The organism is Bacteroidia bacterium (assembly GCA_041391665.1).
Lineage (GTDB): Bacteria > Bacteroidota > Bacteroidia > J057 > J057 > JAGQVA01.
The window spans coordinates 1,951,270-1,973,050 of record JAWKNO010000002.1; the positions used below are offsets into that span (position 1 = coordinate 1,951,270).

Genomic DNA, 21,781 nt, shown 5'->3' on the forward strand with positions numbered 1-21,781 from the left:
ATCCAAAAAGCTTGAAAGTAGCGATTACAGGAGCAACGGGTCATATCGGGGCTAATCTTACCCGGCAATTACTGGAAAAGGGCATAAGCCCACGAATACTTGGCAGAAATGATCTCCGCGCAGTCGAAGGGCTGGATGTGGAGGTGATTAGCGGAGACATTATGGACCCGGCTTCGATAGACAGACTCGTAGCCGGTGCGGAGGTTGTATTCCATTTAGCTGCAAAAATTTCTATCACCGGAGACCCAGACGGATCGGTTTTCCACACCAATGTGGAAGGACCACAACATGTGGTAAATGCCTGCCTGAAAGCGGGCGTTCGCCGGTTGGTTCATTTTAGTTCGATCCACGCCTTTCAACAATCACCGATAGATGAAGCGCTCAACGAGTCCCGGACCAAAACAGGCCCAGAGGGATTTGCCTACGACCGGTCGAAGGCCGCGGGAGAAGAAGTCGTGCGAAAAGCCGTCGCATCCGGGCTGGAAGTCATTATTTTAAACCCCACGTCTGTCATTGGCCCCTACGACTTCAAACCTTCGTTTTTGGGTAGCGGGCTGTGGGATATTTATCACCATAAAGTTCCGGCCCTGCTTCGGGGGGGATTTGACTGGGTCGATGCGCGGGATGTAGCAGCAGCGGCCATTCAGGCCATGGAAAAAGGCAAAAGCGGCGAACAATACTTACTTTCCGGTCAGTGGCGCTCGCTGGCAGAAATTGCAGACATTTTGTGCAACCTTTACAACCGGCGCGCTCCACGCGTGGTTTTACCCCATATTTTTGCCCAGGCGGGACTTCCCTTTTTACAAGCTTTTACCGCACTTACCGGCAGCCCGCCACTTTTTACCAAAGAATCACTCGCGGCTTTACGCACAGGCAACCTGTTGATATCCAACCAGAAAGCACGTGAAGATTTGAGCTTTAACCCAGGGCCGATTGAAGACACCCTGAAAACAGCAATGGACTGGATGCTAAAAAACCATATATGACGATTTTCACCTTTGCCTGGATTATCATTGGCATAGCAATTTTTCCGGTCCTATTGCGGGTTACTGCGCCTTACGGACGGCATACTTCTCAAAGCTGGGGCCCCCTGATTCCCAACCGGGCAGGGTGGATCGTGATGGAATTGCCTGCGCTGGTCATTATGCCTGCACTGTTTGTCCTGGGAAATTCGCCCAAAACGCCGGTTTCATGGATTTTTCCGGCTCTCTGGATTTTGCATTATGTCAACCGCACCATCCTTTTCCCACTGAGAACCCATACAAAAGGAAAGGAAATGCCCCTGCTAATTGTTGTTTTTGCGATTTTTTTTAACATGGCAAATGGCGCGATTAACGGAACCTATTTCGGTAGCCATGCGGCGGCTTACAGGACAGAATGGCTGGCTGATCCAAGGTTTATCGGAGGAATGATTTTGTTTTTGGGCGGAATGGGGATCAACTGGCACTCAGACAATATTCTGCTGCATTTGCGAAAACCGGGGGAAACGGGATATAAAATTCCCTACGGTGGTTTTTTTCGTTATGTCTCCTGCCCCAATCTTTTGGGCGAAATCATCGAATGGACGGGATTTGCGGTACTTACCTGGTCGCTGGCGGGGTTTTCCTTTGCTTTATGGACGGCAATTAATCTTATCCCCAGAGCACTCGACCACCATAAATGGTACCTCAGTCATTTCCCGGACTACCCCAAAAACAGGAAAGCCATTATACCCCATATGCTTTGATACAATGCTCTCAGAAGTTCTTTTTTTTCATAATGGTTGATTTGAAAACTTTTTTTCTTTAATTTTTCGAATAATTAAATGATTTTTCAAACACGACAACATTATGGAAAACGAAACAACAACTGTAGGAACTCAACAAATTGCCAGCGCAGGTCAGCGGATCGGGGCTTATCTCATTGATGCTATTCTCATGGGCGTAGTCGCTGTTATACCTATCCTTGGCTTTTTTATAGTCATCGCGTATGGACTTACCCGTGATTCGCTTCCGTTTCTCGATGGACAGAGTGTTGGTAAAAAAGTACTCAAGCTCCGGGCAGTTACAGAAGACGGACAAAGCCTATCCGGTAATTGGGGGCCAGGTATCATCAGAAATATTGTATTGATGATCCCATTTTTCCCAATTGTTGAGTTGGTGGTCCTTCTTACAGGCAAAGACGGCAAAAGACTGGGCGACCAGTGGGCTAAAACCAAAGTAATTGTAGCAGAATAAATTTTAATTTAATTATCTAATGGCACAATCTCAGGACGTACCAGAAAGGTATCAGCATCTCGTCGATCAGGGATATGAGTTTCGCATGGGCGATTATATCAATCGTGGCTGGCAACTCTTTACCGCTGATCCATGGCCACTCATTGGCTTTTATTTCTTGCTCATGTTTGGTTCTATTATCGTCAGTCTGATTCCTTTTGTCGGTTCTATCGGTATGATGATTATATCTCCCGTGCTCTCTGCCGGAATGTATATCTATATCGATAAAATTGCGAAAGGCGAAGACAGAAGTTTCAACGATTTTTTCTCCGCATTTAACCTTCTGGGACAGTTATTCCTCGGCAATTTCATCGGAGGCATGCTCACCATGCTGGGCGTTTTGTTCTTCATCATCCCAGGCATTTACCTGGGGGTTGCCTATGCCCTGGTTCTTCCCCTCATCACTTTTGCAGGGCTGGAATTTTGGCCGGCACTGGAAACCAGCCGGAAAGTAATCACCAAAAACTGGTGGGCTTTCTTCGGGTTTTTCATTGTGGTAGGGTTTATTGTTGTATCCGGAATCCTTCTCCTTGGCGTAGGTATTTTTGCCACCATTCCTTTGGGAACCTGTATCACTTACGCCGCTTATGAAGCGATTTTTGGCGAACAAGTCGATCCTATGCAAAGCCGGATTGATGAAATCGGTCAGGAAATCGAAGAAATCGACTATAGAGATGAAGATGCTTTTTAGTAGTTACCTTCAGAAAATAGAAAGCCCCTAAACAGGGGCTTTTTTTTATACTTCTCCTTTTCCAATCTGCCGTTTCAGCATCTCTTCATTGAGCAGGTAAATGGCACTTTTGTTATCTTCAATAAGTTTTAACTTTCCAATGATCGTGCGCATAGTGGACTCTTCTTCAACCTGTTCTGCTACAAACCATTGAAAAAACTGGTGAGTTGCATAATCGCCTTCTTCTAAGGCTGCCTTTACAATCTCATGTATGGAGCGGGTAATGTATTGTTCATGAGCCAGCGTTTTCTCAAATACATCGAGAATCGAGGTAAACTCAGTCTCCGGTGCTGCAATTTGGCCTATGGTAATTTTACCATCTACATCGTGAAGATAATCAAACTGTTTGGCAGCATGCATCATTTCTTCCTCTGCCTGTATCCGGAAAAAATGCGCAAAACCATCCAGATCACGTTGGAGAAAATGAGAACACATGGCAAAATATTGATTAGCGGACAACAACTCCTTGTGATACTGATCGTTGATCATTTTTTCCATTTTTTTGCTTATCATGGCAATATATTTTTTAGTTTATATAAGTAAAAAACTCCTTCCGGGAATGATTGTTTACAAATATAACCGCTTCGCTATGGATTTCCGACTCTTTACCCCTTTGCTTTTCCTACTTATTCTTTCCTGCGGCAATCCCCCTGCCAAAGAGGCTAAGCCCCCACAATCTGTCCCTGAAGACACCCTCGTGCAGGAAATTCTCTCCGAGGGATCAGGCGAAAACGCTTCGTTTAATGCTTTCATTGTCGGAAAAAATGTACGCGCAAGAGAACTCCCCTCGCTTGACGATTCGGTTGTACGTACATTTCAGTCCGGTACGCCGATACAGATGATTCAGCCCATTGGCGAACGGATCAGCATCACCGCAGGAGATGCATGCGACGAATTTGGCTACCCCTGGTATGAAGTAGATGACCTTAAAGGAAACCGAAGTTTTGTTTTTGGCAAATTTATCTTTCAAACCCATCCCGAAAATATCGGTCCTCCCTGGTACACAACCGTGTCTATGCAGCGACAAACCTGGGGGCTGGGTATGGCTAAAGATTTGTCTATTGGCCCCAGCGATGAAGAAGGGCTGACAGGTTGCGAATCGCTGTTTATCCCTTATTTATATTTGGGAAATGAACAAGAAATTTATCCGATCTATTGCAGCGACAAAACTGTAGCCCAAAACGGCAACTGGGCTTCCATGGATCGTTTTGATTCGGATATGTTATTTATGATTTTTTCCTCCGATGGTACGAGTACCCAACTGGAAAAATTTATGCCACTGACGTCAGAAAAAGGATTTGAACTTCAGTTCAACTTTCAGCATCAGGAAGGGTCAGAACGAATTGCCTTCCATATAACCGAAGAAAATGGCAAATTTCAATTAAACTCCTGGAAACCTTTGTAACCTACCAATTATGAATGCCCCCTTGCGCTCTGTTTCGTTGCTGCTATTTGCAGTATCTGTTTTCACTGTGATGCCCGGCTGCAAATCCGGCACTTCGGGTCCAGTAAATAGTTTCCAGCTTCACCCTGAATTTGAACTCAGCCTTGTGGCATCAGAACCCCTGATATTTGATCCGGTGGATATGGCCTTTGATGAAAAGGGGCGAATGTTTGTGCTCGAAATGCCCGGCTATCCCATGAGCGATGCAGAAGGAAAAATCATTATGCTGGAAGATGAAAATGATGACGGCATATTTGACAAACGAATTGTATATGCAGACAGCCTTGGCGTTGCGCCTTCTCTTATGCCTTACGAAGGGGGATTTCTCGTAGCCTCCCCGCCCAATCTCCTGCTGATCAAAGATACAGATGGTGACAATCGGGCCGATTTTCGCGAAGTTCTGATTTCCGGTTTCAGTTATGGCAATCTTCAGCACAATTTCAACGGACTCACATACGGACTGGATAACTGGATTTATATCGCCAATGGAGGAAATTCCGGCAATATTTATTTACCCGAATCTCCCGATGAAAAGCACAGTATCAGAGGGTATGACCTGAAAGTTGATCTTCACAATAACGTTTGGGAAAATATCGGCAGAACTTCCGGCGGGTTTGAACTGGCGATGGACGATTGGGGGAATTTTTTTGGCACCCACAACACCGAGCATATTTCCCATATAGTATTTCCGGAGGCGTATATATCCGGGTTATCTCTGCAGCCGGCAAATACCCTCGACGAAATTTCCGATCACAGCGAAGGAGATCTGGCACGGATTTACCCCATTGGTCGTCAGGATACCAGGGTGAATCATCCTGAACAGGCAGGCTATTTTTCTGGTTCATGCGGTATCACTTATTATGGGGGCAATGCCTTTCCGGAAGGATTTAACGGCAATATTTTCGTTGCGGACGTTGTGTTGAACCTGATTCATCGCGACGTGATTCACCCAAAAGGGCCATCCTTTACCGCATCGCGCAACGATACCCAAACAGAGTTTCTGGCATCCACTGACAGATCATTTCGCCCGGTAAATATGACCACCGGCCCTGACGGCGCATTGTATGTCGTCGATATGCACCGGAAGGTCATCGAGCATCCGGAATGGATTCCCGACGAAATCGAAGATACCCTCGACCTGAATGCAGGTAAAGATCAGGGGAGGATCTACCGCATCACTCCCCAAGGGGGGCTGCCACGGGTTACCCCCACATTCGACAAAAATGATCTTGCCTCCGTCGTCAATACGCTCGCCCACACCAACCAGTGGTATCGCATGACGGCACAGCGCCTCCTTGTCGAGTGGCAGGACCGCGCAGCTGTACCTTTGCTGGAAACATTTTTTCGGGAAAGCCCATCTCCCGACGGTCGCCTCCACGCACTTTGGACACTCCGGGGAATAGGAGAATTCAATGAATCAATTATCCTGGCAGCATTAGATGATACAAGTCCGGAGGTAAGGGCAAATGCTGTAAAAATGGCTGAGCCTTTCAGAAGTGATGAGATGCTGTCGAAAATTCTTACTATGCAGGAAGAATCGAACCCCACCGTTGTCATGCAGTTGTTGCTTTCTCTTTCTACCCTGCCCTATCCAGAGGCAGAAACAGCCTATCCGATGATACATCACCTTATGGAAACGGCTTCATCAGATCAGTGGCTTCGAATGGGAATAGTGGCAGCAGCAAAAACCTATCCGGTGAGGCTTACCAAAGACCTTTTGACTGATCGTAACCCTACCGAAGGAAAGGAAGAATTACTGGAAATGCTGGCCAGACAGGATGGCAAAGTGGCAGAAGAATCCGAAATAGCCGCACTGCTGCAACAGGCAAATCAGGTTAAAAATCCGTTGCAGGTCAGGCTATTGAATGGGCTTTCGGCAGGAATACCGCGAAGAGAAAAGCCACTCAAGGCTGCCGGGCAGTATGCAGGTGTGCTGAATTCACTGGAAAAAAGCAGTACGTTGCCCGTTATTCTGGCCTCATGGCAACTGCGTAAAACCCTGGACATTCCCCTGTCAGCCAATAGCCAGGCAATGATTCAACAGGCGGAAATAACCGTTAGAAATTCGCAGGCAAATCCGGAAGAGAGAGTCGAAAATCTTGCACTGATAGCATATCTGCCATTTTCAGAAAGAGAAAACCTGCTATATGAATTGCTCAATACCCGAGACCCCCAGGCACTCCAACTGGCTGCTATCGGACAGATCAGGGAAGCAGGAGGTACAGCCGTAGCGGAAAAACTCATCGCCTTGTGGCCAACACTTGGCCCAGCCACTAAAAATGCTGCGGGAAATATTTTGTTGTACCAGCGCGGCAATCATGAGTTGTTGCTCACCGCACTGGAGACCGGAAAAATCAATCCAGGGGAAATGAATTTCCACCTTGAACGACGCAGAACATTGCTATTTTCAGAGGATGAATCTGTGAGAAAACGAGCCGAAGCGCTCTTTAGCGATGCTGGCGTATTCACCCGGAAAAATGCCCTTGACAATATGCGGCCCGCACTGGCCCTCCAGGGAAATCCGGCCAATGGAAAACTCGTATTTCAGCAGAACTGCGCGACCTGTCACCAGCGAAATGGCGAAGGCAATGAAGTAGGCCCCAATCTTACCGAAATCTACCGGAAAAGTGGGGAGACCCTGCTGCATGACATCATTGATCCCAATGCCGCAGCTGATACCAAATATATCAGTCATACCATTGAGACACAGAATCAGGAAATTATCGCGGGGATTATTTCCGTAGAAAATGACAGAGAAATCGTATTGAGACAAATGAACGGAGTGGAAAGGACTATTCCCCGGGCAGATATCAAAAGCTTTACCTCTTCCGGCCTGTCGCTGATGCCGGAAGGATTGGAAAACGCAATAGATGTCAGGCAAATGGCGGACCTGCTGGCATTTCTGCAGGAATATCCGGCAAATTAATCAACGGTATTATAAATCTGTTGGGATCATAAAATGCATTTCCGCGTTACTTTGCGGGACTTTGCGGATTCCTCTGCGGGACTCTGCGTGAACCGAAGAATCTCTGATCGGAGATCATTAGCCTGATTGAAAACGGGGCGTAAACCTTGCGAAACTGCCTAGCTTTGGTCCGTTACTTTTTTCAGCGAGGCAGAATTGATACAATAACGCAACCCGCCGGGAGGGGGGCCATCCTGAAAAACATGCCCAAGGTGGCAGTCGCACACATTACACTGAACTTCTACCCTGACCATGCCGTAGCTGCGGTCTTTGATATATTTGACCACATCTTCGGTGTAAGGTTGTGTAAAGCTTGGCCAGCCGGTGCCGGACTCAAATTTCGTGCGACTGTCAAACAGTTTAGTGCCGCAACAAACACAAGCATACAAAGCCGGCTCAAATAACTCACAGTATTCCCCGGTATAAGCCCTTTCGGTTCCATGTTCACGTGCGATACGGAATTGCTCCGGTGTCAGCAAAGCGCGCCATTCTATATCTGTTTTTTCCACCCGCCGGGGAGGAGTGGGATTGGCTTTATTGCTAAACTTAATGACATCTATCCAGGTGATCATATAAAAATATTTTGCATTACAAAGATAACGCAAAAAGATGTAAGTATCCGGCAAAATATGATTTACAAACTTTACATATCAAAATATCTTTGTATAAAAATATTTCACATGAATTTCTTTCGTCAATTCAGAACTATCCCACTCTTACTTTTTGCCCTTATTTATGCTTCTTTTTCTTATTCACAGCTCAGTGCACCCAAAGTTGAAGCCGTCTATGGAGGACGAATCAACGCCATTACAGGCATAGCGATAAGCGCCGATACTTCCAGGATCTTCATTACGACGGAAAGTGCCAATTCGGCATTCTATGCAGACATTTACCATCCCTCCGCGGGCCCTTCAGTACCCGGAGCTTTTAAGGTAATGCCCGGGCTGGATGACGTCGCAGGCTTTGGCAGTGGCATACAGGATATGGCAGCTCATGCAGGTTCTGGCTATCTGTATTTCAACCTGACGGGGAAACTTTACCGCACACATCCGGCTTCTTCAGGAGTATCTGGCGTCGATAGTTTTGGCATCAACACATTGCTGATTGTACAGGATTATCTTTTTTATATTAAAGGCGCAGAACTTCGATTTGGAACCCTTGATCCATCCGGAACCTTTAGTCCCACCATCGGTTCTCCCATTATTTTACCACCCGGCATCATACAGCCACAGATGAGCGTCGATCCGATCAATAAAAAATTGTATGTAATGGGAAGAGGAACCACACCCGGACTGTATGTTTCTTCCGATGATTTTGATTCCTTTACTTCACTCACAAACATGAAAAATATTTCTCCGGCTTCGATAATTGGATCGGTGGAATGGTCGGCAATGGGAATAGCACCTGACGGGCGAATTTTTATCGGCGGGTCAGACTTCTCCCAAAAATACTTTGCCTGGTCGGACAATGACACGGTTTGGAGTCAGTATGGAAGTGGAATCGGTGGGGCCGCCGGGAAGAATTTCAGTTTTGGCGGAGACTCGGCCAGTTACAGTGTCTATTACGCCAGCATGTACAATTTAAATAAAGGTATGGCTGGTTCATGGCAAAATTTTGGGAATATCAGTTCCGAGACACACCCCAATGACGGCCCGGTTTACGGCGATCCGGTCAATACAGATATCGTCTATATGACCACCGATATGGGTATTGGCGCATCTCAAAACCGCGGACCCAATACGTTTGAGATCAACGATGGCGTTGAGGCCGTGCAGGTGAGTGATTTTGATATGACCAGTGACAAACAAACTGCCTGGCTGGCATCGAAGTCGGGCATCCGGAAAGTCTCCAATTATCTGACCTCCCCGACCTGGACAAAAGCCATTTTCCCCAATATGGATGGCTCCCCATACTATGCGGTTGCCATGGCCGGAGAAGATACCAATACCGTATTTGCCTGTAATCTGCGGGTTTACAGATCCAAAGACAGCGGAAAAAACTGGCAGAGACTTTTTTCAGCAGAAGACCCTCCATACAATTTCCCCGGTGCAGGAAATCTCACGACAGGTGCAGCCCATATCACCAGTATCAAAGTATGTCCCTTTGATACCAGCATCGTTATGGCAGGATATAGCATTGACTGGGGAAATCCCGGCGGGCTATTCTACTCTACCGATGGCGGTTCTACATGGCAGCAGCAACTGATTCATGCATCAGTAAGCGGATTTGATGTCAATGTCCACGACATTCTGTTTAGTTTGGAAGGAACCGACACAGTTGCCTATGTGGGTGTCGGATATAACCTTACAAGCCCCGGAGGATACAGTGTATATAAGCTGACCAAAAGCGGAAGCAATTGGCTGGTATCGCAGGATATGGGACCATCCGGAACGAGTACCGGATCAGTCATCGTCGTGAGTATCATCGACCTCGACAAGAGCCCGACGGGCGACACACTGATCGCCTGCGGCACAGATGCCGGAACCAATCACCCGACCGTTTACTACAAAGACCTCAAAGGTGCCAATGTATGGACGCCCTTTACCACCAGCGGTTTTCCCGCATTCCCGGGCAAAACAGCCAAAGCCGCGACCTATGGTATTGACACCGTTTACGTTGCCGTAGATGAAGAAATTTATTATTACCCGGCCGGAGGCGCGGGGTGGACACTCGGGTATAAATATCCTTCAGGAACACGGGTAGAATTTCTCTATTACGACGAACTTCTGGTAGGAACAGGTACTGGCGTATATGGCCATACAGGCACGCCGGCAAATTCGACAGGAATAATTGGTGCAGGAAAAGCAGAAACGCCAAAGATGGTTTCCATATATCCCAACCCTGCGGCTCAGTTTCCTGTCAGGATGACCCTCGCTGCGTATAGCACTACGCCGGTAGCAGTAAAAATATTTACGGTTGAAGGCCGGCTCGCTGGTAAGATTCAGTTCAAAGCCGGAGCTGAATTTGAGTTGCCCGGAGAATTATTCCCTCAAAGCGGATTGTTTTTTATGGAAATCAGCGGCTCATTTGGAAAAGCATACGAACAAATCATTGTAGAGAAATAGTCTATTCCAGCTCAGTAACCTCGGCGTTTTCGAGAAGGTAATTGAGCCCGTAGTCGCCGTAGTTTAAGACAAATTTGCCTTTGAATGTAGCGATCTGATCTGTTTTAAACCGAGCCTTACCGCTACTGAGGGCAAGTTCGACCACCGATTCCTTTCCGGCATTTCCGCAGAAAAAACAAGCACTGTAGGGAAATGCGGAAAGGATATATTCGGTACCTTCCGTATTCAGCGGAATAATATACCCTTTAATTTCGACGATCTGCCCATCGACCGCGGTGAGCAGATTGCCGTATTTTGGTACCATGACCGCAGACTGCGTCTGTTCGTCAAACTTGACCGAATAAGACACGTCCGTGAGCATCTCCCATTTGAGATTATTTTGTGCACGCAGCGCAGAATGGAAACCAACCAATCCGCCCAGGAGAAACACTATTGGAATGAAAGCTTTCACAATTGAATTTATTACTGATAATTATCTACTTTCATAGCCAAAGTTAATCATACCTTGTGTTAGTTACAATTATCAACCACCACTAATATTCTTCCAATGATGCCCCTGAACTATATAACATGGGACGTTGATCCCGTCATTTTTTCCATCGGACAGTTTAGTCTTCGCTGGTACGGCACCTTATTCGCCGGAGGTTTTTTCATTGGTTATCTGATTACCCAGCGGGTATGGAGAAGGGAAAAACAAGACGAAACCCAGCTTGACACCCTATTGATTTTGCTGGTTGCCGGTGCCATATTAGGTTCCCGGCTGGGGCACGTATTTTTTTATCAGTGGGATTATTACTCCCAGCATCCGGAAGAGATTCTGATGATATGGAAAGGCGGCCTTGCCAGCCATGGCGGTGCGATCGGGCTGATTATCGCCTTCTGGATATTTTCGAAATTTGTCATCAAAAAACATCTGCTCTGGACCACAGACCGTGTAGTGATGTCCGTGATGTTGACCGCAGGTATGATCCGAACCGGTAATTTGATGAATTCAGAAATTTTGGGATCTCCCGCTGATGTGCCCTGGGCATTTATATTCACCATGCGGGACGCCATTCCCCGGCACCCGGCACAATTGTATGAAGCCATCATTTATTTCTGCATTGCTGCTTTATTGTTTTACCTGTTTTTCAAAACCAATGCCGTTAATTATCGCGGATTCATCACGGGACTATTTTTGGCACTGACCTTTACTGCGCGGGTATTAATTGAGTTTTTGAAGGAAAATCAGGTTCCTTTTGAAGAAAGTATGACGCTGAATATGGGCCAATGGCTGAGTTTTCCGCTGATTGCGCTGGGGTTGTATCTGATTTGGGGGAGTCGAAGTAAGCCTTCCTGAAATAAAGAGTATTTTGTAAAAATTGTATATTGCACTCATACAAAACCCCTGATATCCATGAATAAACTACTACCCGCTTTACTCCTTTCCGCGATGATTGTATCGCTGACTATCAACGCCTGCAACACTTCTCCCAAACCGGCCGTGCCTTATGAGTCTCTTTCTGAAAATGAAAGACACGATCTTTCGCACGCCATTGAAGGACTGGAAGTTGCCGATGGGCTTGAAATCACGATGTTTGCATCAGAAAATACTTTTCTCAACCCCACCAATATCGACATAGATGCCAGGGGCAGAGTCTGGGTTTGTGAAGCGTTTAACTACCGCAACGCGCTCAATCCTACCAATCCGGTACGGAAAGAAGGCGACCGGATCCTGATCCTTGAAGACACAGACGGCGATGGAAAAGCAGATAAGGAAACCGTCTTTTATCAGGGGAATGATGTAAATGCTGCTCTTGGGATTTCTGTAATCGGAAATAAAGTTATCGTATCCTGCAGCCCCAATATTTTTGTATTTACTGACGAAGACGGCGACGACAAACCAGACAGCAAAGAAGTACTTTTCACCGGAATTGGCGGCGTGCAACACGACCACGGGGCACATGCTTCAGTATTGGGACCGGATGGAAAATTGTATTTTAATTTTGGCAACGCAGGCGAAAAACTCCAGGATGCCGCCGGCAACCTGATCACAGATAAATACGGCAACAAAGTAGAAGCTACCCGCCAGCCTTTTCAGGAAGGAATGGTTTTCCGCTGCGACCCTGACGGCAGCAACCTCGAAGTTGTGGCATGGAATTTCCGCAACAATTACGAGGTAGCAGTCGACGCTTATGGTTCGCTCTGGCAATCAGACAATGACGACGACGGCAATAAAGGCGTGCGGATCAACTATGTGATGGAGTTTGGCAACTATGGCCGCAACGACGAAATGACCGGCGCCGGATGGCAAAAACCCCGTACCGGGATGAGCGATGATATCTCCACCCGTCACTGGCACCAGAATGATCCGGGCGTAGTCCCTAACCTCCTGCAAACAGGCGCTGGTTCGCCCACGGGGATCCTCGTTTATGAGGGCGATTTGCTGCCGGAGGTATTCCACAACCAGATGATCCATTGTGATGCGGGCCCCAATGTAGTAAGAGCATATCCTGTGGAAAACGCGGGCGCAGGCTATACGGCATCCATAGTAGATATTGTGAAAGGAAAAGATAACTGGTTTCGCCCATCAGATGTATGCATTGCACCTGACGGCTCTCTGTTTATCTCCGACTGGTATGATCCGGGTGTAGGTGGCCACCAGATGGGCGATACGCTTCGCGGTCGTATTTATCGCGTAGCGCCGCCCAAATCCAAATACCAGGTTACTCCACCTGACTTTTCTACCCCCGAAAAAGCTGCCGAGGCTTTGAAGAGTCCAAACGTAGCTACCAGAGCACTGGCCTGGCAGGCGTTGCATGGCTTTGGAGAATCTGCAGAACCTGCACTTTCCAATCTGTGGCAGTCGGAAAATCCGCGATATCGCGCACGGGCTTTGTGGCTATTGACCAAAATTCCGGGAAAAGGTCAGGCATGGGTAGAAAAAGCGATTGCCGACAGCAATTCCGACATTCGCATTACCGGCCTCCGCGCTGCCCGTCAGTTGGGCATGGATATAGCCTCTCTACTTTACACGCTATCCAAAGACGAGAATCCCCAGGTGCGCAGAGAAGTAGCCGTTGCCCTCCGGCATTATACAGGCGCAGATAAAGCGCAAATCTGGACGACTCTGGCCCAGCAATATCCGCAGGGAGACCGCTGGTATCTGGAAGCCTTAGGCATTGCCAGTAATCCTGATCCCGACGCAGTATATGCTGTGTGGGAAAAAACTGTAGGAGATTCATGGAATACTCCCGCCAACAAGGATATCATCTGGCGGATCCGCGCAAAAGCAGCGATTCCTAAAATGGGGGAAATTATTGCAGCTTCGCCTTCTTCTGCGGCCGCAACGCGGTATTTCCGTGCGATGGATTTCCACACCGACAAATCCAAAAATCAGGTGCTGGAAAAACTGGTTTTCGGTCAGCATCCGGACCAGGAGCAAATCGGCTATCTGGCGATCCGTCACATGGATTATGGGTATGTAAAAAGCAATGCGAAAGTTCGGGGCGTACTCAACAACCTACTTACCGAAAGAAAAGGAACAGACGAGTACCTCGACCTTATCGAAAGCCTTTCCATGGCCGACAAAAGCCAGGAGCTGGTCGAGCTGGCGCTCACCGAAGGGAGTTCGGCCAAAGGCGTGCGCGCAGCGCAGCTGGTCAGGCAGTTTCAACAACTGCCGCTGTTCCAGCCTTACCTCAATGGTAAGGACGAAAAACAGCAGATTGCTGCGATGATCGCACTCAACCATGCGGGCTCCGACCAGGCACTCGATATGATCCAAACCGTCATTACAGACGAAAAACGCCCCCCCGGCATTCGCCGGGCTGCGGTACAATATATGGGACGTGGCTGGTCAGGCGAAAATCGTCTCGTCGCCATGCTGAAAGAAAAAGCGCTTTCGCCCGAACTCGAAAAAGCGGCAGCAACCCAGTTGCTCTCCGTCTACCGCAAAGCCTACCGCGAACTCGCAGCGGAAGTTCTCCATATTTCAGACAATGATATGGCGATTCCTTCCATTGACGAACTGGTAACTCAGGAAGGTAGCCTGGAAAATGGAAAAATTGTTTTTGGGAAATATTGCCAGACCTGCCATCAGGTAAAAGGGGAAGGAATCAATTTTGGTCCTGACCTTTCCGAAATCGGGAATAAACTCTCAAAATCTGCCCTTTACGGTGCGGTATTTAATCCCAGTGCGGGAATCAGTTTTGGCTATGAAGCGTATCTCTTTACGCTGAAAGACGATAGCAAACTGCTGGGCTATATTTTCAGCGAACCCGACGACAAAGTGGATGTCAAAATGATGGGCGGTACCGTGAGATCTCTCGCCAAATCAGAAATCAAATCCCGCGAAATGCAGGAACAATCCCTGATGACCGAAGGCCTCGCCAGGGTGATGTCCGTACAGGAATTTGTCGATCTGGTGGAATATCTGAGCAGTCTGGGAAAAGAACCAGCAGCAGGTATTTAGCAGATTTTCAACGATTTATCGAGGAAATGGGGTAAATGCGATAATTACTTTCTTGTGAAGTAATTATCGCATCCATCTACATAACTATCATTAAATTCGACTCTGTTGTCACAAAACAGAATTTGCCCAACTGCCTGCAGAACAATTGGTTCAACCCTGATTACGAACAAGTTTTCATTACTGCCCTCTATGGACCAGGCTGACGATTGGGTAACCAGTCCATCCATCTTTACATCCAGGGTATTGTCAGATTTGAAATCAATGGAAAGCCCTTTAAAGTCATCATAATTTCCATCTTCAGGGTTCCAAAAACACCGGATATACTCCCACTCCCATTCTCCAATCAGGTGATTGATGGTTGCCACAGAATCCCACACAGCATTTTGATGACAGATCCACATATCGCCCTGGGATATAGGCGGGTCCTGAACAACAGGTATTTCCGGGTCTGGATTGCAGGCAAACAGCAGCAGAGATAGGGAAAAAACCCACAGTCTTAGTAAAGTGCTTGTTTTCATATTCGGAGCATAAACAGAGAGTAAACGGTTTCTCAACCTAAATATACGAAAGGGTTGGATTTTATTCATTATCAAATTCGTTTCCGAACCAGACAACCGCAAAGCCCTTATATAAGCCTATTCCAATAGCATTCCATTGGTCATTCCAGATACCCTGATTAATTATAACGGCATTATGACCGGAGCTTTTTTTCCATGATTGTAAGGCATAATCAGCTGTCATCTCAAAATCACTGCAACAGTCATTTGAACCACAAGCGATTTCAAATCCATCCCCCTGATAAGCGGTAAGTTCTCTGGGTTTTGACCACATCAACTCTGCCTGCGCATGATCCGGGGTATAACAACAAGCTGTCCAGTTGCCATTTGAAGACCAGCTATGAGCATTACAGTTTCCCACATCAGGTTTATTATCTACCAAATCACGGGCATGAGTCTGGGCGACATAAGTCAGAGAAGCAGATAGCGGAATAGAAGGAAGTCCTTTCTCTTTCCGGTATTCCATGATGAGCGTGTATAAATTTTTCTCTTCATCACTTAATACCTGAGAAAAGGAATTGAATGAACTAAGCGCAAAGTAAAGCGCGATTAAAATATTTTGTAATCTCATATTTGAAAATTAAATGTCGTTCGATTTTCCGATTTAAAATCTACTAACGTTTTATTCAACCAACATGATACTTGCTACAAATATTTTATCAATCAGTTCTACTCCCTGGGCCGTAATCCTGGTTTCAAAACCCAGCGCCGCCAATTCCTGCCGGGCTTTACTCACTGACGCCACCTTTATGAAGAGACCAAACAAAGGGCTTTCAGATTTTATCAATTTTAGGGCCGGCCCTTCCGGGAAATGGAACTCATTCCCGACTTTGACTATTCCAGGGATTTTTGCCCATTCATCTTCAAATTCACCGGGCGCTTCCGTACCGATTACGATTTCTTTCAAAAACTGGAGGCCCAGGGTGCCGCCATGGTTGGTAGCTAATTCGCCAGCTGCCTTTTCTCTACCCATTTTGACCAAATCCCTGTCATGGTAATCACATACAAATACATTAACATTATCCGGAAGGAGATTATTCAGAGACATCGTACTCCAATCAGCGGCTCTGCTTATTCTGCCGTGTGCGATTTTGGCTGAGTCTAACGGGTAAACTATTTTTTTTAAAGATTGGCTGGGTTCCAATGCCATTCCATAATTAGCCGGGATCGGATCAGACTTGCTTTCCACCAATTCTAACACAACATTTCCCAGGGTTATTCCGCCACTGGAAAAGCCTCCCCAATCCTGATAATCCCATACTATGGGCAAACCCAACTGGACGGTAAAAATCTGAAACAGCTCTTTAGCCTTTGTGGAAGAAACATAAAAATGCTCGATTTTTTTTATTTCTACCTTACTTCTATTTGAGCATGAGGTAAAAATGAGGGCAATAGATACAACCCAATATGCTTTTCTTCTCATATAAATCTGTTTTGCCTGCAGGCGTTTCACTTGAAATTTAAAGCGTGGGGTTTTGCCGGAGGAAGGTACGTTCGGTTATTTTTCCCTCAGCTTTTCAATTGCTTTCAACACAGCATCCCGATTCTTTGCAGCAGTCATCCAACGCGGTAGTCGTGCCCCGACGCTTTTGACATTAAACCTAAACCCGTTGCGCTCGCGGAGTTTTGCGCCGACATGTGCAGCCAAAAAGTCCAGGTGCTCCAAATTATAGGCCCAGAGCGTTTCCCCTGAAAATTCAGTCGACAGCCAAACAGGGAGATGAAAAAAGGGGTCAATGGGCGCACCAAAGATCAGGATATTGCCGCGCTTCTGCTTCTCATCCCGCCGTTTGACCACATTTTTCATAGTCTTATTGAAACTGCAATCAGCACACACCACCTTCACTTCATTGACTTCATATTTAGGCAGATGGAAATCGCCTGTTTTCACCAGTGCTTTGCCTTCACAATTTGGACAAACAACGAGAATGTCTTTGACAAATTCGTAAATCTGAACACGATACGTATGTTTGGTTCTGTCTTCCATAATTCTAACGATACATACTTCGCCGGTCTCCCCGTGTTTTGAAATAACCCGTAGTTCTGATCATATTGTTAATCAACCCCCCGAATCTGCTTTGTCTGGTTGATTACCCTTCCAAAGTGCTCCTGATGTTTTCCTTCACTGAGTTCTGCATTAAAGTCTTCAGCTACTTTTTTCACTAATGCTTCATATTCAGGTGACTTTTCCACATAAAGATCTTTGCTGAAGGACAACACCCTCCCATCTTCTTTATAATTCATCCATAATTTTATATCACCCGAACCCAGAATGAGGGTATGCCCCGTATATTCTGCGGTTTTATCTTCCAGAATATTTTCCTTTGACCAGCCCATTTGCCCGAGTACAAATTCCAGAAAAACAGGCAATAGCGATGGATTGGCCGGGTAAATATTGTAAAAATTATCCCGTGAGTTGTATTTGCCCGTCCAATAGGGCAGTTTTTCCAGTTGGCGCAGTTGCAGGCGGTCACCGGTTGGGGTTTGTTTCCATTCAAAATAAGTATTAAACCATTGCAGGTCAATATCCTGGACATTAATCATTCGCGTATCTGTATCGTCGTATTTGACTGCATACCCACTGTCCACGGTAAAATCATAGGCAATCAGTGCGTGTTCTGAATCGGGCAAATCTTCGTCGGGCGTATTCCAGCTTTGAAATTCGCCACGGAATACAATGGTTTTCTGGTCAGGCGAAAAAGCGATGGCACCGTGCGGGGAGGGATAGGAATAATTTTCCACAGAATGGTTATTAATGTTCATCTCCCTGATTTCACGGGTCTGTACATCGAGCACCGCATGTTCGCTGACCATGAGATAACGCCCGCCTTCGAGGCTGTCCAGCTTTTCCAGATTGGTAACTTCGCTCTTCATATACACGCCCGAATAAAGCCCCGGCTGGCCGTTTGCGCTGTCCAAAAACTGGAGAGACGCAAAGTCATGTCCTTGCTGAAGGATAGGTTCAACTACCGGGACATTGTCTTTCAGATAGATCAAATACAGACTCTGGCTACCTGCCACGAGTGTCGGGTCGGGCGCACCAGGCAGGGCATATACGGCCCATAAAAACGGAAGCCCCGTATTGTTTTGCAGAGAACCGGGAAAAGCCACCGGTTTATTATCGTAATACACGCCATAGGCTACTTTGGTATATCTGACCATGCCGAAGTTCATGTTGAAAGTCTTGCCCGCCGTTGCGGTAATTTTTATGGTAAATGGACCATAAAGTACCTCTTTGGAAATCGTGCCGGAAGCCTCGCGTTTGCCTTTGGTGAATGAATAAATAACCAGGGCAACGAGAACAAAAGCTGTAATCAAAAGGGTGATTTTCATCTGTATAGATTAATCGTAGTGCATTGTTAAGATTTTGTGGCAACTTCAGCGAAAACCGTCAGAACATTGTCGCCAATGATAAACGACCCTTTATTGGAGGTTTCACTGATGACAATATGCTCCCCGATAAAATTAAGTACTGCGTTCCGTTTTTCCAGCGGCAACTGGGTAAGATCTTCCCATTTTTCTTTGGTCGGAATCTCTACGATAATGAAGGTACCATATGCGCCAAATTCCCACCAACAGGCGAAGCTCGTTTCCCTGCTTTCAAAATGCACTTCACCGCCACGGCCATTGCCGGAGAGCCACACTTTAGGGTTGCCTTCGAGATGCGTGCGTTTGGGTTTATCGGTATGGTATTGCTCGGTGCGCTGCAATAGTTGGCGGATATTTCCCACAAAATCTTGTGGCACATCAAGCCACACCGCAATGTCGCGGTTTGATTTTCCCGTTTCGATATGCATCCGGCAAAGGTTGCGGAGCAGTTCCGTACGGGTAGCTTCTTCGTATTGGATTCGATGGGCTTCAAAGGCTTCTGCGGCCATTTTTTCCCCTTCATTTTCAGCTTTTTTGCGGAGCAGGCGGGCGGCATCCAATTCTTTTTCTACCGCCTTTCGTTCCTGAGCCAGAGCTGCACGGGCTTTGTCAACGCCACTGAGGGCATTTTTTATGACAGATTCGAGGCTATGGGACCATTGCTCCTGCTGCTGTGTTGCGAGTAGCTGCAATTGTCGGGCGACAGCTTCGGCTATACGTTTTTCTTCCTCTTCCGGAGTCATTGTTATCGGGTGAAGAAAAGGTCAATTTTGCAAAAACTACAGAGTGAAAGGCAATTCGTACTCTTTGACAATCGGTTCCTTTTTGCTCCTGACTTTTACGGCAACCCTGGCCTTGAGGGTTTCTCCGATTACCAGACTGTTTTGGATATAGGTATCTTCATAATACATCCACGAATAGTCAGAAAGTAAATACTCCGAAACATTGGCCTTTTGCGCCTGATATGCCCATTTTTCAACATGATTGGGTTCAAAGTTTACGATCGAAGTGCCACCGGCGATGGTGTACCAGACCTGTATACCCGGTACCCCCTGGTTGCCCAGTTCGGTATTATGTTCCACATAAATTTTGAGTACGCCATTATCTTCCAGATCGCGCACTTCCCATTCGTCAATTTTTGTTTTGATGTTAGGCATCCTATTTTGATTGCAGGTAGAAAGGTATAAAAGGATGATTATGCCCTATTATTCCAGCCTCCTAATTTATTCCTTTTTTTGTATTTACCATAAACAACTGCTGCTTCTTTAGGCACCATCCCCCGTTTCGGGTTCCTCCGCCTACCTTAGTAACTGCATTTTAATTCATATTTCGATATTCAGATGACAGTGGCATTACACGATATGCGCTTTAAAGGGATAAATTAAAAACAGAAAGGTTCAGAATAGCGGGTTCGCCCTTCGCCTCAGTTACAACCAACCGAACTTCGGTAACCTCCATTTCGTCAAACCGATGGATAAATTTGTGTCCAATACAAGAACCTTCAAAAATCGTTTGCCAGCCCTTTTTTGTTTTTCCTTCAAGGGTAAACGCTCTTATTCGCTCCCCCCTGGCAATATTTTCCATTACGACTACCTGATTAATTTTCTGCCTTCCAGGAAGTTTCAAATTGATACTTTCGCCCGTTCCTGAAGTAACGGCAATTGGATTTGAAAATCTTCGCTGTATTTCATCTCCGAATTCTTTCAGCCGTCGCACATCAGATTCGGGCATTAACCCATCCGGCCCGGGCGTGACACCCAGAATAAGACTGGTATTATGCCCCACGGAGTGGTAGTACATTTCAACCAACTTATCTAACGGGTAAATGATATCCTCCCTGTCCGGATCCCAAAACCAGTCGTGTCCGCCATTGCCTCGCAAAGGAGCATCACTCATGGCAGGCATATAATATTTCCCATTGGGATCTCCGGTTTTTAGAAGCTGGAAGTTATTTTCAGCGATCTCCTTTTTGGCAGACTCTCCGGCTCCTGTCGAAACATAAGGAAATGTTCCCCAGCAAGGATAAGGAACGGTTCCGCTCTCGCTTCCACCCCAACGCATGTCGGCACGTTGGAGATTGTGATAGAATAAACAATTGGGCTGATATTCTTCAAAAACAGAAAGCACATCGGGTCCGCCTTGATCGGGGCCATGAGCCCCCCCGTCAAACCAGACGATTGCCCAGTCCCCATAGTTGTTGAAAATCTCCTTTGTGATGTTTTCGATCATGCGGTTGTAGTGCTTTTGCCTGTTTTGGGCAAAAGTCGTATTCCCATCTACTTTAAAATCGTGGATACCATAAAATGCATTCCAGCGTGTCCCGATATAAACCCCGGGTAATATTCCATATTTTTCACAAGAGGCTTTAAAATCACGTAAAATGTCTCCTTTCCCGTCTTGCCATGTTAACGCTTTCATACAATAAGGAGTGGCATTACTTTGATGGAAAAAAAAGCCTGTTTCGTGACTCACTGTAAGAATGGCTACTTTAAATCCCCCGTCCTTTATTGATTGGATCCACTGATCCATATCATATTTCTGAGGATTGAAGATATTGTAATCTTCAATGGGTGTAATACGATTTTCCTTTTGCACATAGTATTTACCGTCGAACACATGCAGATCGAGGGAAATTAGTACAGCCAACTCGGCATTTTGCCAATGAATTTGGGCCGGGGATGGGATCGGCATTTCATTTTGTGCCTTTATATTCCAAATGATCCCAATAAAATAGAATGAAAGCGCAATCAAATATTTAGACATATGCTGGTTTATCGTAAAAGATTTGAGAGAACCACTGAAACGCCAATTTGGGGAGGGGTGTCAGAGCCTGTTGTTTGTTATTCTTCATTGGTTGGAATGTGTTTTACGGTGCTGTCATTCTGTAATAGGCAGTCATCATCTCCCCACCCCCAATATTGCGCATATCCCCCGACTATCTTC

At 46.4% G+C, this 21,781-nt stretch carries 20 protein-coding genes; 9 read left to right on the plus strand and 11 right to left on the minus strand.

All coding sequences use genetic code 11. The features are described 5' to 3' along the window. The first annotated feature begins 11 nt into the window (after window positions 1-11). From R3D00_19445 to R3D00_19460, 4 genes are all read left to right on the plus strand, one after another. A complete protein-coding gene (locus tag R3D00_19445; protein ID MEZ4775368.1) occupies window positions 12-986 on the plus strand; it encodes an NAD-dependent epimerase/dehydratase family protein in 975 nt (324 codons plus the stop codon). Continuing rightward, the gene (locus R3D00_19450) at window positions 983-1,726 is read left to right on the plus strand and encodes a DUF1295 domain-containing protein (protein ID MEZ4775369.1); all 744 of its coding nucleotides are present in this window, start codon (window positions 983-985) and stop codon (window positions 1,724-1,726) included. Before R3D00_19445 ends, R3D00_19450 begins: the two co-directional genes overlap by 4 nt. Window positions 1,727-1,829: 103 nt before the next feature. Continuing rightward, window positions 1,830-2,216, plus strand: coding sequence for an RDD family protein (locus R3D00_19455; protein ID MEZ4775370.1), 387 nt, complete (start codon window positions 1,830-1,832; stop codon window positions 2,214-2,216). A gap of 19 nt (window positions 2,217-2,235) precedes the next feature. Further along, complete coding sequence (locus R3D00_19460; protein ID MEZ4775371.1) at window positions 2,236-2,946, plus strand: hypothetical protein; 711 nt, start codon at window positions 2,236-2,238, stop codon at window positions 2,944-2,946. A gap of 45 nt (window positions 2,947-2,991) precedes the next feature. On the opposite strand, the gene R3D00_19465 is transcribed toward R3D00_19460, so the two are convergent. Next, complete coding sequence (locus R3D00_19465; GenBank protein MEZ4775372.1) at window positions 2,992-3,498, minus strand: ferritin; 507 nt, start codon at window positions 3,496-3,498, stop codon at window positions 2,992-2,994. Between the two features lie 76 nt (window positions 3,499-3,574). On the opposite strand from R3D00_19465, the gene R3D00_19470 reads away from it, so the two are divergent. Further along, a complete protein-coding gene (locus tag R3D00_19470; protein ID MEZ4775373.1) occupies window positions 3,575-4,390 on the plus strand; it encodes an SH3 domain-containing protein in 816 nt (271 codons plus the stop codon). Between the two features lie 10 nt (window positions 4,391-4,400). Continuing rightward, the gene (locus tag R3D00_19475; GenBank protein MEZ4775374.1) at window positions 4,401-7,355 is read left to right on the plus strand and encodes a c-type cytochrome; all 2,955 of its coding nucleotides are present in this window, start codon (window positions 4,401-4,403) and stop codon (window positions 7,353-7,355) included. 158 nt (window positions 7,356-7,513) lie between these two features. Here R3D00_19475 and msrB read toward each other — a convergent pair whose 3' ends face one another. Continuing rightward, on the minus strand, window positions 7,514-7,966 hold the full coding sequence (gene msrB / locus R3D00_19480; GenBank protein MEZ4775375.1) for a peptide-methionine (R)-S-oxide reductase MsrB: 453 nt from the start codon (window positions 7,964-7,966) through the stop codon (window positions 7,514-7,516). Between the two features lie 108 nt (window positions 7,967-8,074). Here msrB and R3D00_19485 point away from each other — a divergent pair, with 108 nt between their 5' ends. Further along, window positions 8,075-10,459: a hypothetical protein gene (locus tag R3D00_19485; protein ID MEZ4775376.1), complete on the plus strand. Its 2,385-nt coding sequence runs from the start codon at window positions 8,075-8,077 to the stop codon at window positions 10,457-10,459. Window position 10,460: 1 nt separating this feature from the next. On the opposite strand, the gene R3D00_19490 is transcribed toward R3D00_19485, so the two are convergent. Then, window positions 10,461-10,910: a DUF3299 domain-containing protein gene (locus tag R3D00_19490; protein ID MEZ4775377.1), complete on the minus strand. Its 450-nt coding sequence runs from the start codon at window positions 10,908-10,910 to the stop codon at window positions 10,461-10,463. Window positions 10,911-11,006: 96 nt separating this feature from the next. Between R3D00_19490 and lgt the strand changes: the two genes are divergently transcribed. After that, window positions 11,007-11,798: a prolipoprotein diacylglyceryl transferase gene (gene lgt, locus R3D00_19495; protein ID MEZ4775378.1), complete on the plus strand. Its 792-nt coding sequence runs from the start codon at window positions 11,007-11,009 to the stop codon at window positions 11,796-11,798. Window positions 11,799-11,855: 57 nt separating this feature from the next. Then, a complete protein-coding gene (locus R3D00_19500) occupies window positions 11,856-14,912 on the plus strand; it encodes a HEAT repeat domain-containing protein (GenBank protein ID MEZ4775379.1) in 3,057 nt (1,018 codons plus the stop codon). A 44-nt stretch (window positions 14,913-14,956) separates the two neighbouring features. On the opposite strand, the gene R3D00_19505 is transcribed toward R3D00_19500, so the two are convergent. The 8 genes from R3D00_19505 to R3D00_19540 all read right to left on the minus strand — a co-directional run bounded on the left by R3D00_19505 (window position 14,957) and on the right by R3D00_19540 (window position 21,484). Next, window positions 14,957-15,430 carry a hypothetical protein gene (locus R3D00_19505; protein ID MEZ4775380.1) on the minus strand — a complete coding sequence of 158 codons (474 nt, stop codon included), beginning with the start codon at window positions 15,428-15,430 and terminating at the stop codon, window positions 14,957-14,959. A gap of 61 nt (window positions 15,431-15,491) precedes the next feature. Further along, window positions 15,492-16,040 (minus strand): CAP domain-containing protein, encoded by a 549-nt coding sequence (locus R3D00_19510; GenBank protein ID MEZ4775381.1) that lies wholly within the window; start codon window positions 16,038-16,040, stop codon window positions 15,492-15,494. Between the two features lie 51 nt (window positions 16,041-16,091). Continuing rightward, the gene (locus R3D00_19515) at window positions 16,092-16,892 is read right to left on the minus strand and encodes a hypothetical protein (protein ID MEZ4775382.1); all 801 of its coding nucleotides are present in this window, start codon (window positions 16,890-16,892) and stop codon (window positions 16,092-16,094) included. A gap of 75 nt (window positions 16,893-16,967) precedes the next feature. Next, window positions 16,968-17,456 carry a TFIIB-type zinc ribbon-containing protein gene (locus R3D00_19520; GenBank protein ID MEZ4775383.1) on the minus strand — a complete coding sequence of 163 codons (489 nt, stop codon included), beginning with the start codon at window positions 17,454-17,456 and terminating at the stop codon, window positions 16,968-16,970. Window positions 17,457-17,524: 68 nt separating this feature from the next. Further along, entirely contained in the window at window positions 17,525-18,802 is a 1,278-nt protein-coding gene (locus R3D00_19525; protein MEZ4775384.1) for a hypothetical protein, read from the minus strand. Between the two features lie 26 nt (window positions 18,803-18,828). Continuing rightward, the gene (locus R3D00_19530; protein ID MEZ4775385.1) at window positions 18,829-19,581 is read right to left on the minus strand and encodes a hypothetical protein; all 753 of its coding nucleotides are present in this window, start codon (window positions 19,579-19,581) and stop codon (window positions 18,829-18,831) included. A 36-nt stretch (window positions 19,582-19,617) separates the two neighbouring features. Continuing rightward, window positions 19,618-19,995: a hypothetical protein gene (locus tag R3D00_19535; GenBank protein MEZ4775386.1), complete on the minus strand. Its 378-nt coding sequence runs from the start codon at window positions 19,993-19,995 to the stop codon at window positions 19,618-19,620. 211 nt (window positions 19,996-20,206) lie between these two features. After that, entirely contained in the window at window positions 20,207-21,484 is a 1,278-nt protein-coding gene (locus tag R3D00_19540; GenBank protein MEZ4775387.1) for an alpha-L-fucosidase, read from the minus strand. Window positions 21,485-21,781: the final 297 nt, after the last annotated feature.

Coding starts and splice junctions, on each gene's coding strand:
- R3D00_19520 (MEZ4775383.1), bottom strand. CDS start 17,456: ATGGAAGACAGAACCAAACATACGTATCGTGTTCAGATTTACGAATTT.
- R3D00_19485 (MEZ4775376.1), top strand. CDS start 8,075: ATGAATTTCTTTCGTCAATTCAGAACTATCCCACTCTTACTTTTTGCC.
- R3D00_19515 (MEZ4775382.1), bottom strand. CDS start 16,892: ATGAGAAGAAAAGCATATTGGGTTGTATCTATTGCCCTCATTTTTACC.
- R3D00_19455 (MEZ4775370.1), top strand. CDS start 1,830: ATGGAAAACGAAACAACAACTGTAGGAACTCAACAAATTGCCAGCGCA.
- R3D00_19505 (MEZ4775380.1), bottom strand. CDS start 15,430: ATGAAAACAAGCACTTTACTAAGACTGTGGGTTTTTTCCCTATCTCTG.
- R3D00_19475 (MEZ4775374.1), top strand. CDS start 4,401: ATGAATGCCCCCTTGCGCTCTGTTTCGTTGCTGCTATTTGCAGTATCT.
- R3D00_19465 (MEZ4775372.1), bottom strand. CDS start 3,498: ATGATAAGCAAAAAAATGGAAAAAATGATCAACGATCAGTATCACAAG.
- lgt (MEZ4775378.1), top strand. CDS start 11,007: ATGATGCCCCTGAACTATATAACATGGGACGTTGATCCCGTCATTTTT.
- R3D00_19525 (MEZ4775384.1), bottom strand. CDS start 18,802: ATGAAAATCACCCTTTTGATTACAGCTTTTGTTCTCGTTGCCCTGGTT.
- R3D00_19530 (MEZ4775385.1), bottom strand. CDS start 19,581: ATGACTCCGGAAGAGGAAGAAAAACGTATAGCCGAAGCTGTCGCCCGA.
- msrB (MEZ4775375.1), bottom strand. CDS start 7,966: ATGATCACCTGGATAGATGTCATTAAGTTTAGCAATAAAGCCAATCCC.
- R3D00_19470 (MEZ4775373.1), top strand. CDS start 3,575: ATGGATTTCCGACTCTTTACCCCTTTGCTTTTCCTACTTATTCTTTCC.
- R3D00_19535 (MEZ4775386.1), bottom strand. CDS start 19,995: ATGCCTAACATCAAAACAAAAATTGACGAATGGGAAGTGCGCGATCTG.
- R3D00_19460 (MEZ4775371.1), top strand. CDS start 2,236: ATGGCACAATCTCAGGACGTACCAGAAAGGTATCAGCATCTCGTCGAT.
- R3D00_19450 (MEZ4775369.1), top strand. CDS start 983: ATGACGATTTTCACCTTTGCCTGGATTATCATTGGCATAGCAATTTTT.
- R3D00_19500 (MEZ4775379.1), top strand. CDS start 11,856: ATGAATAAACTACTACCCGCTTTACTCCTTTCCGCGATGATTGTATCG.
- R3D00_19510 (MEZ4775381.1), bottom strand. CDS start 16,040: ATGAGATTACAAAATATTTTAATCGCGCTTTACTTTGCGCTTAGTTCA.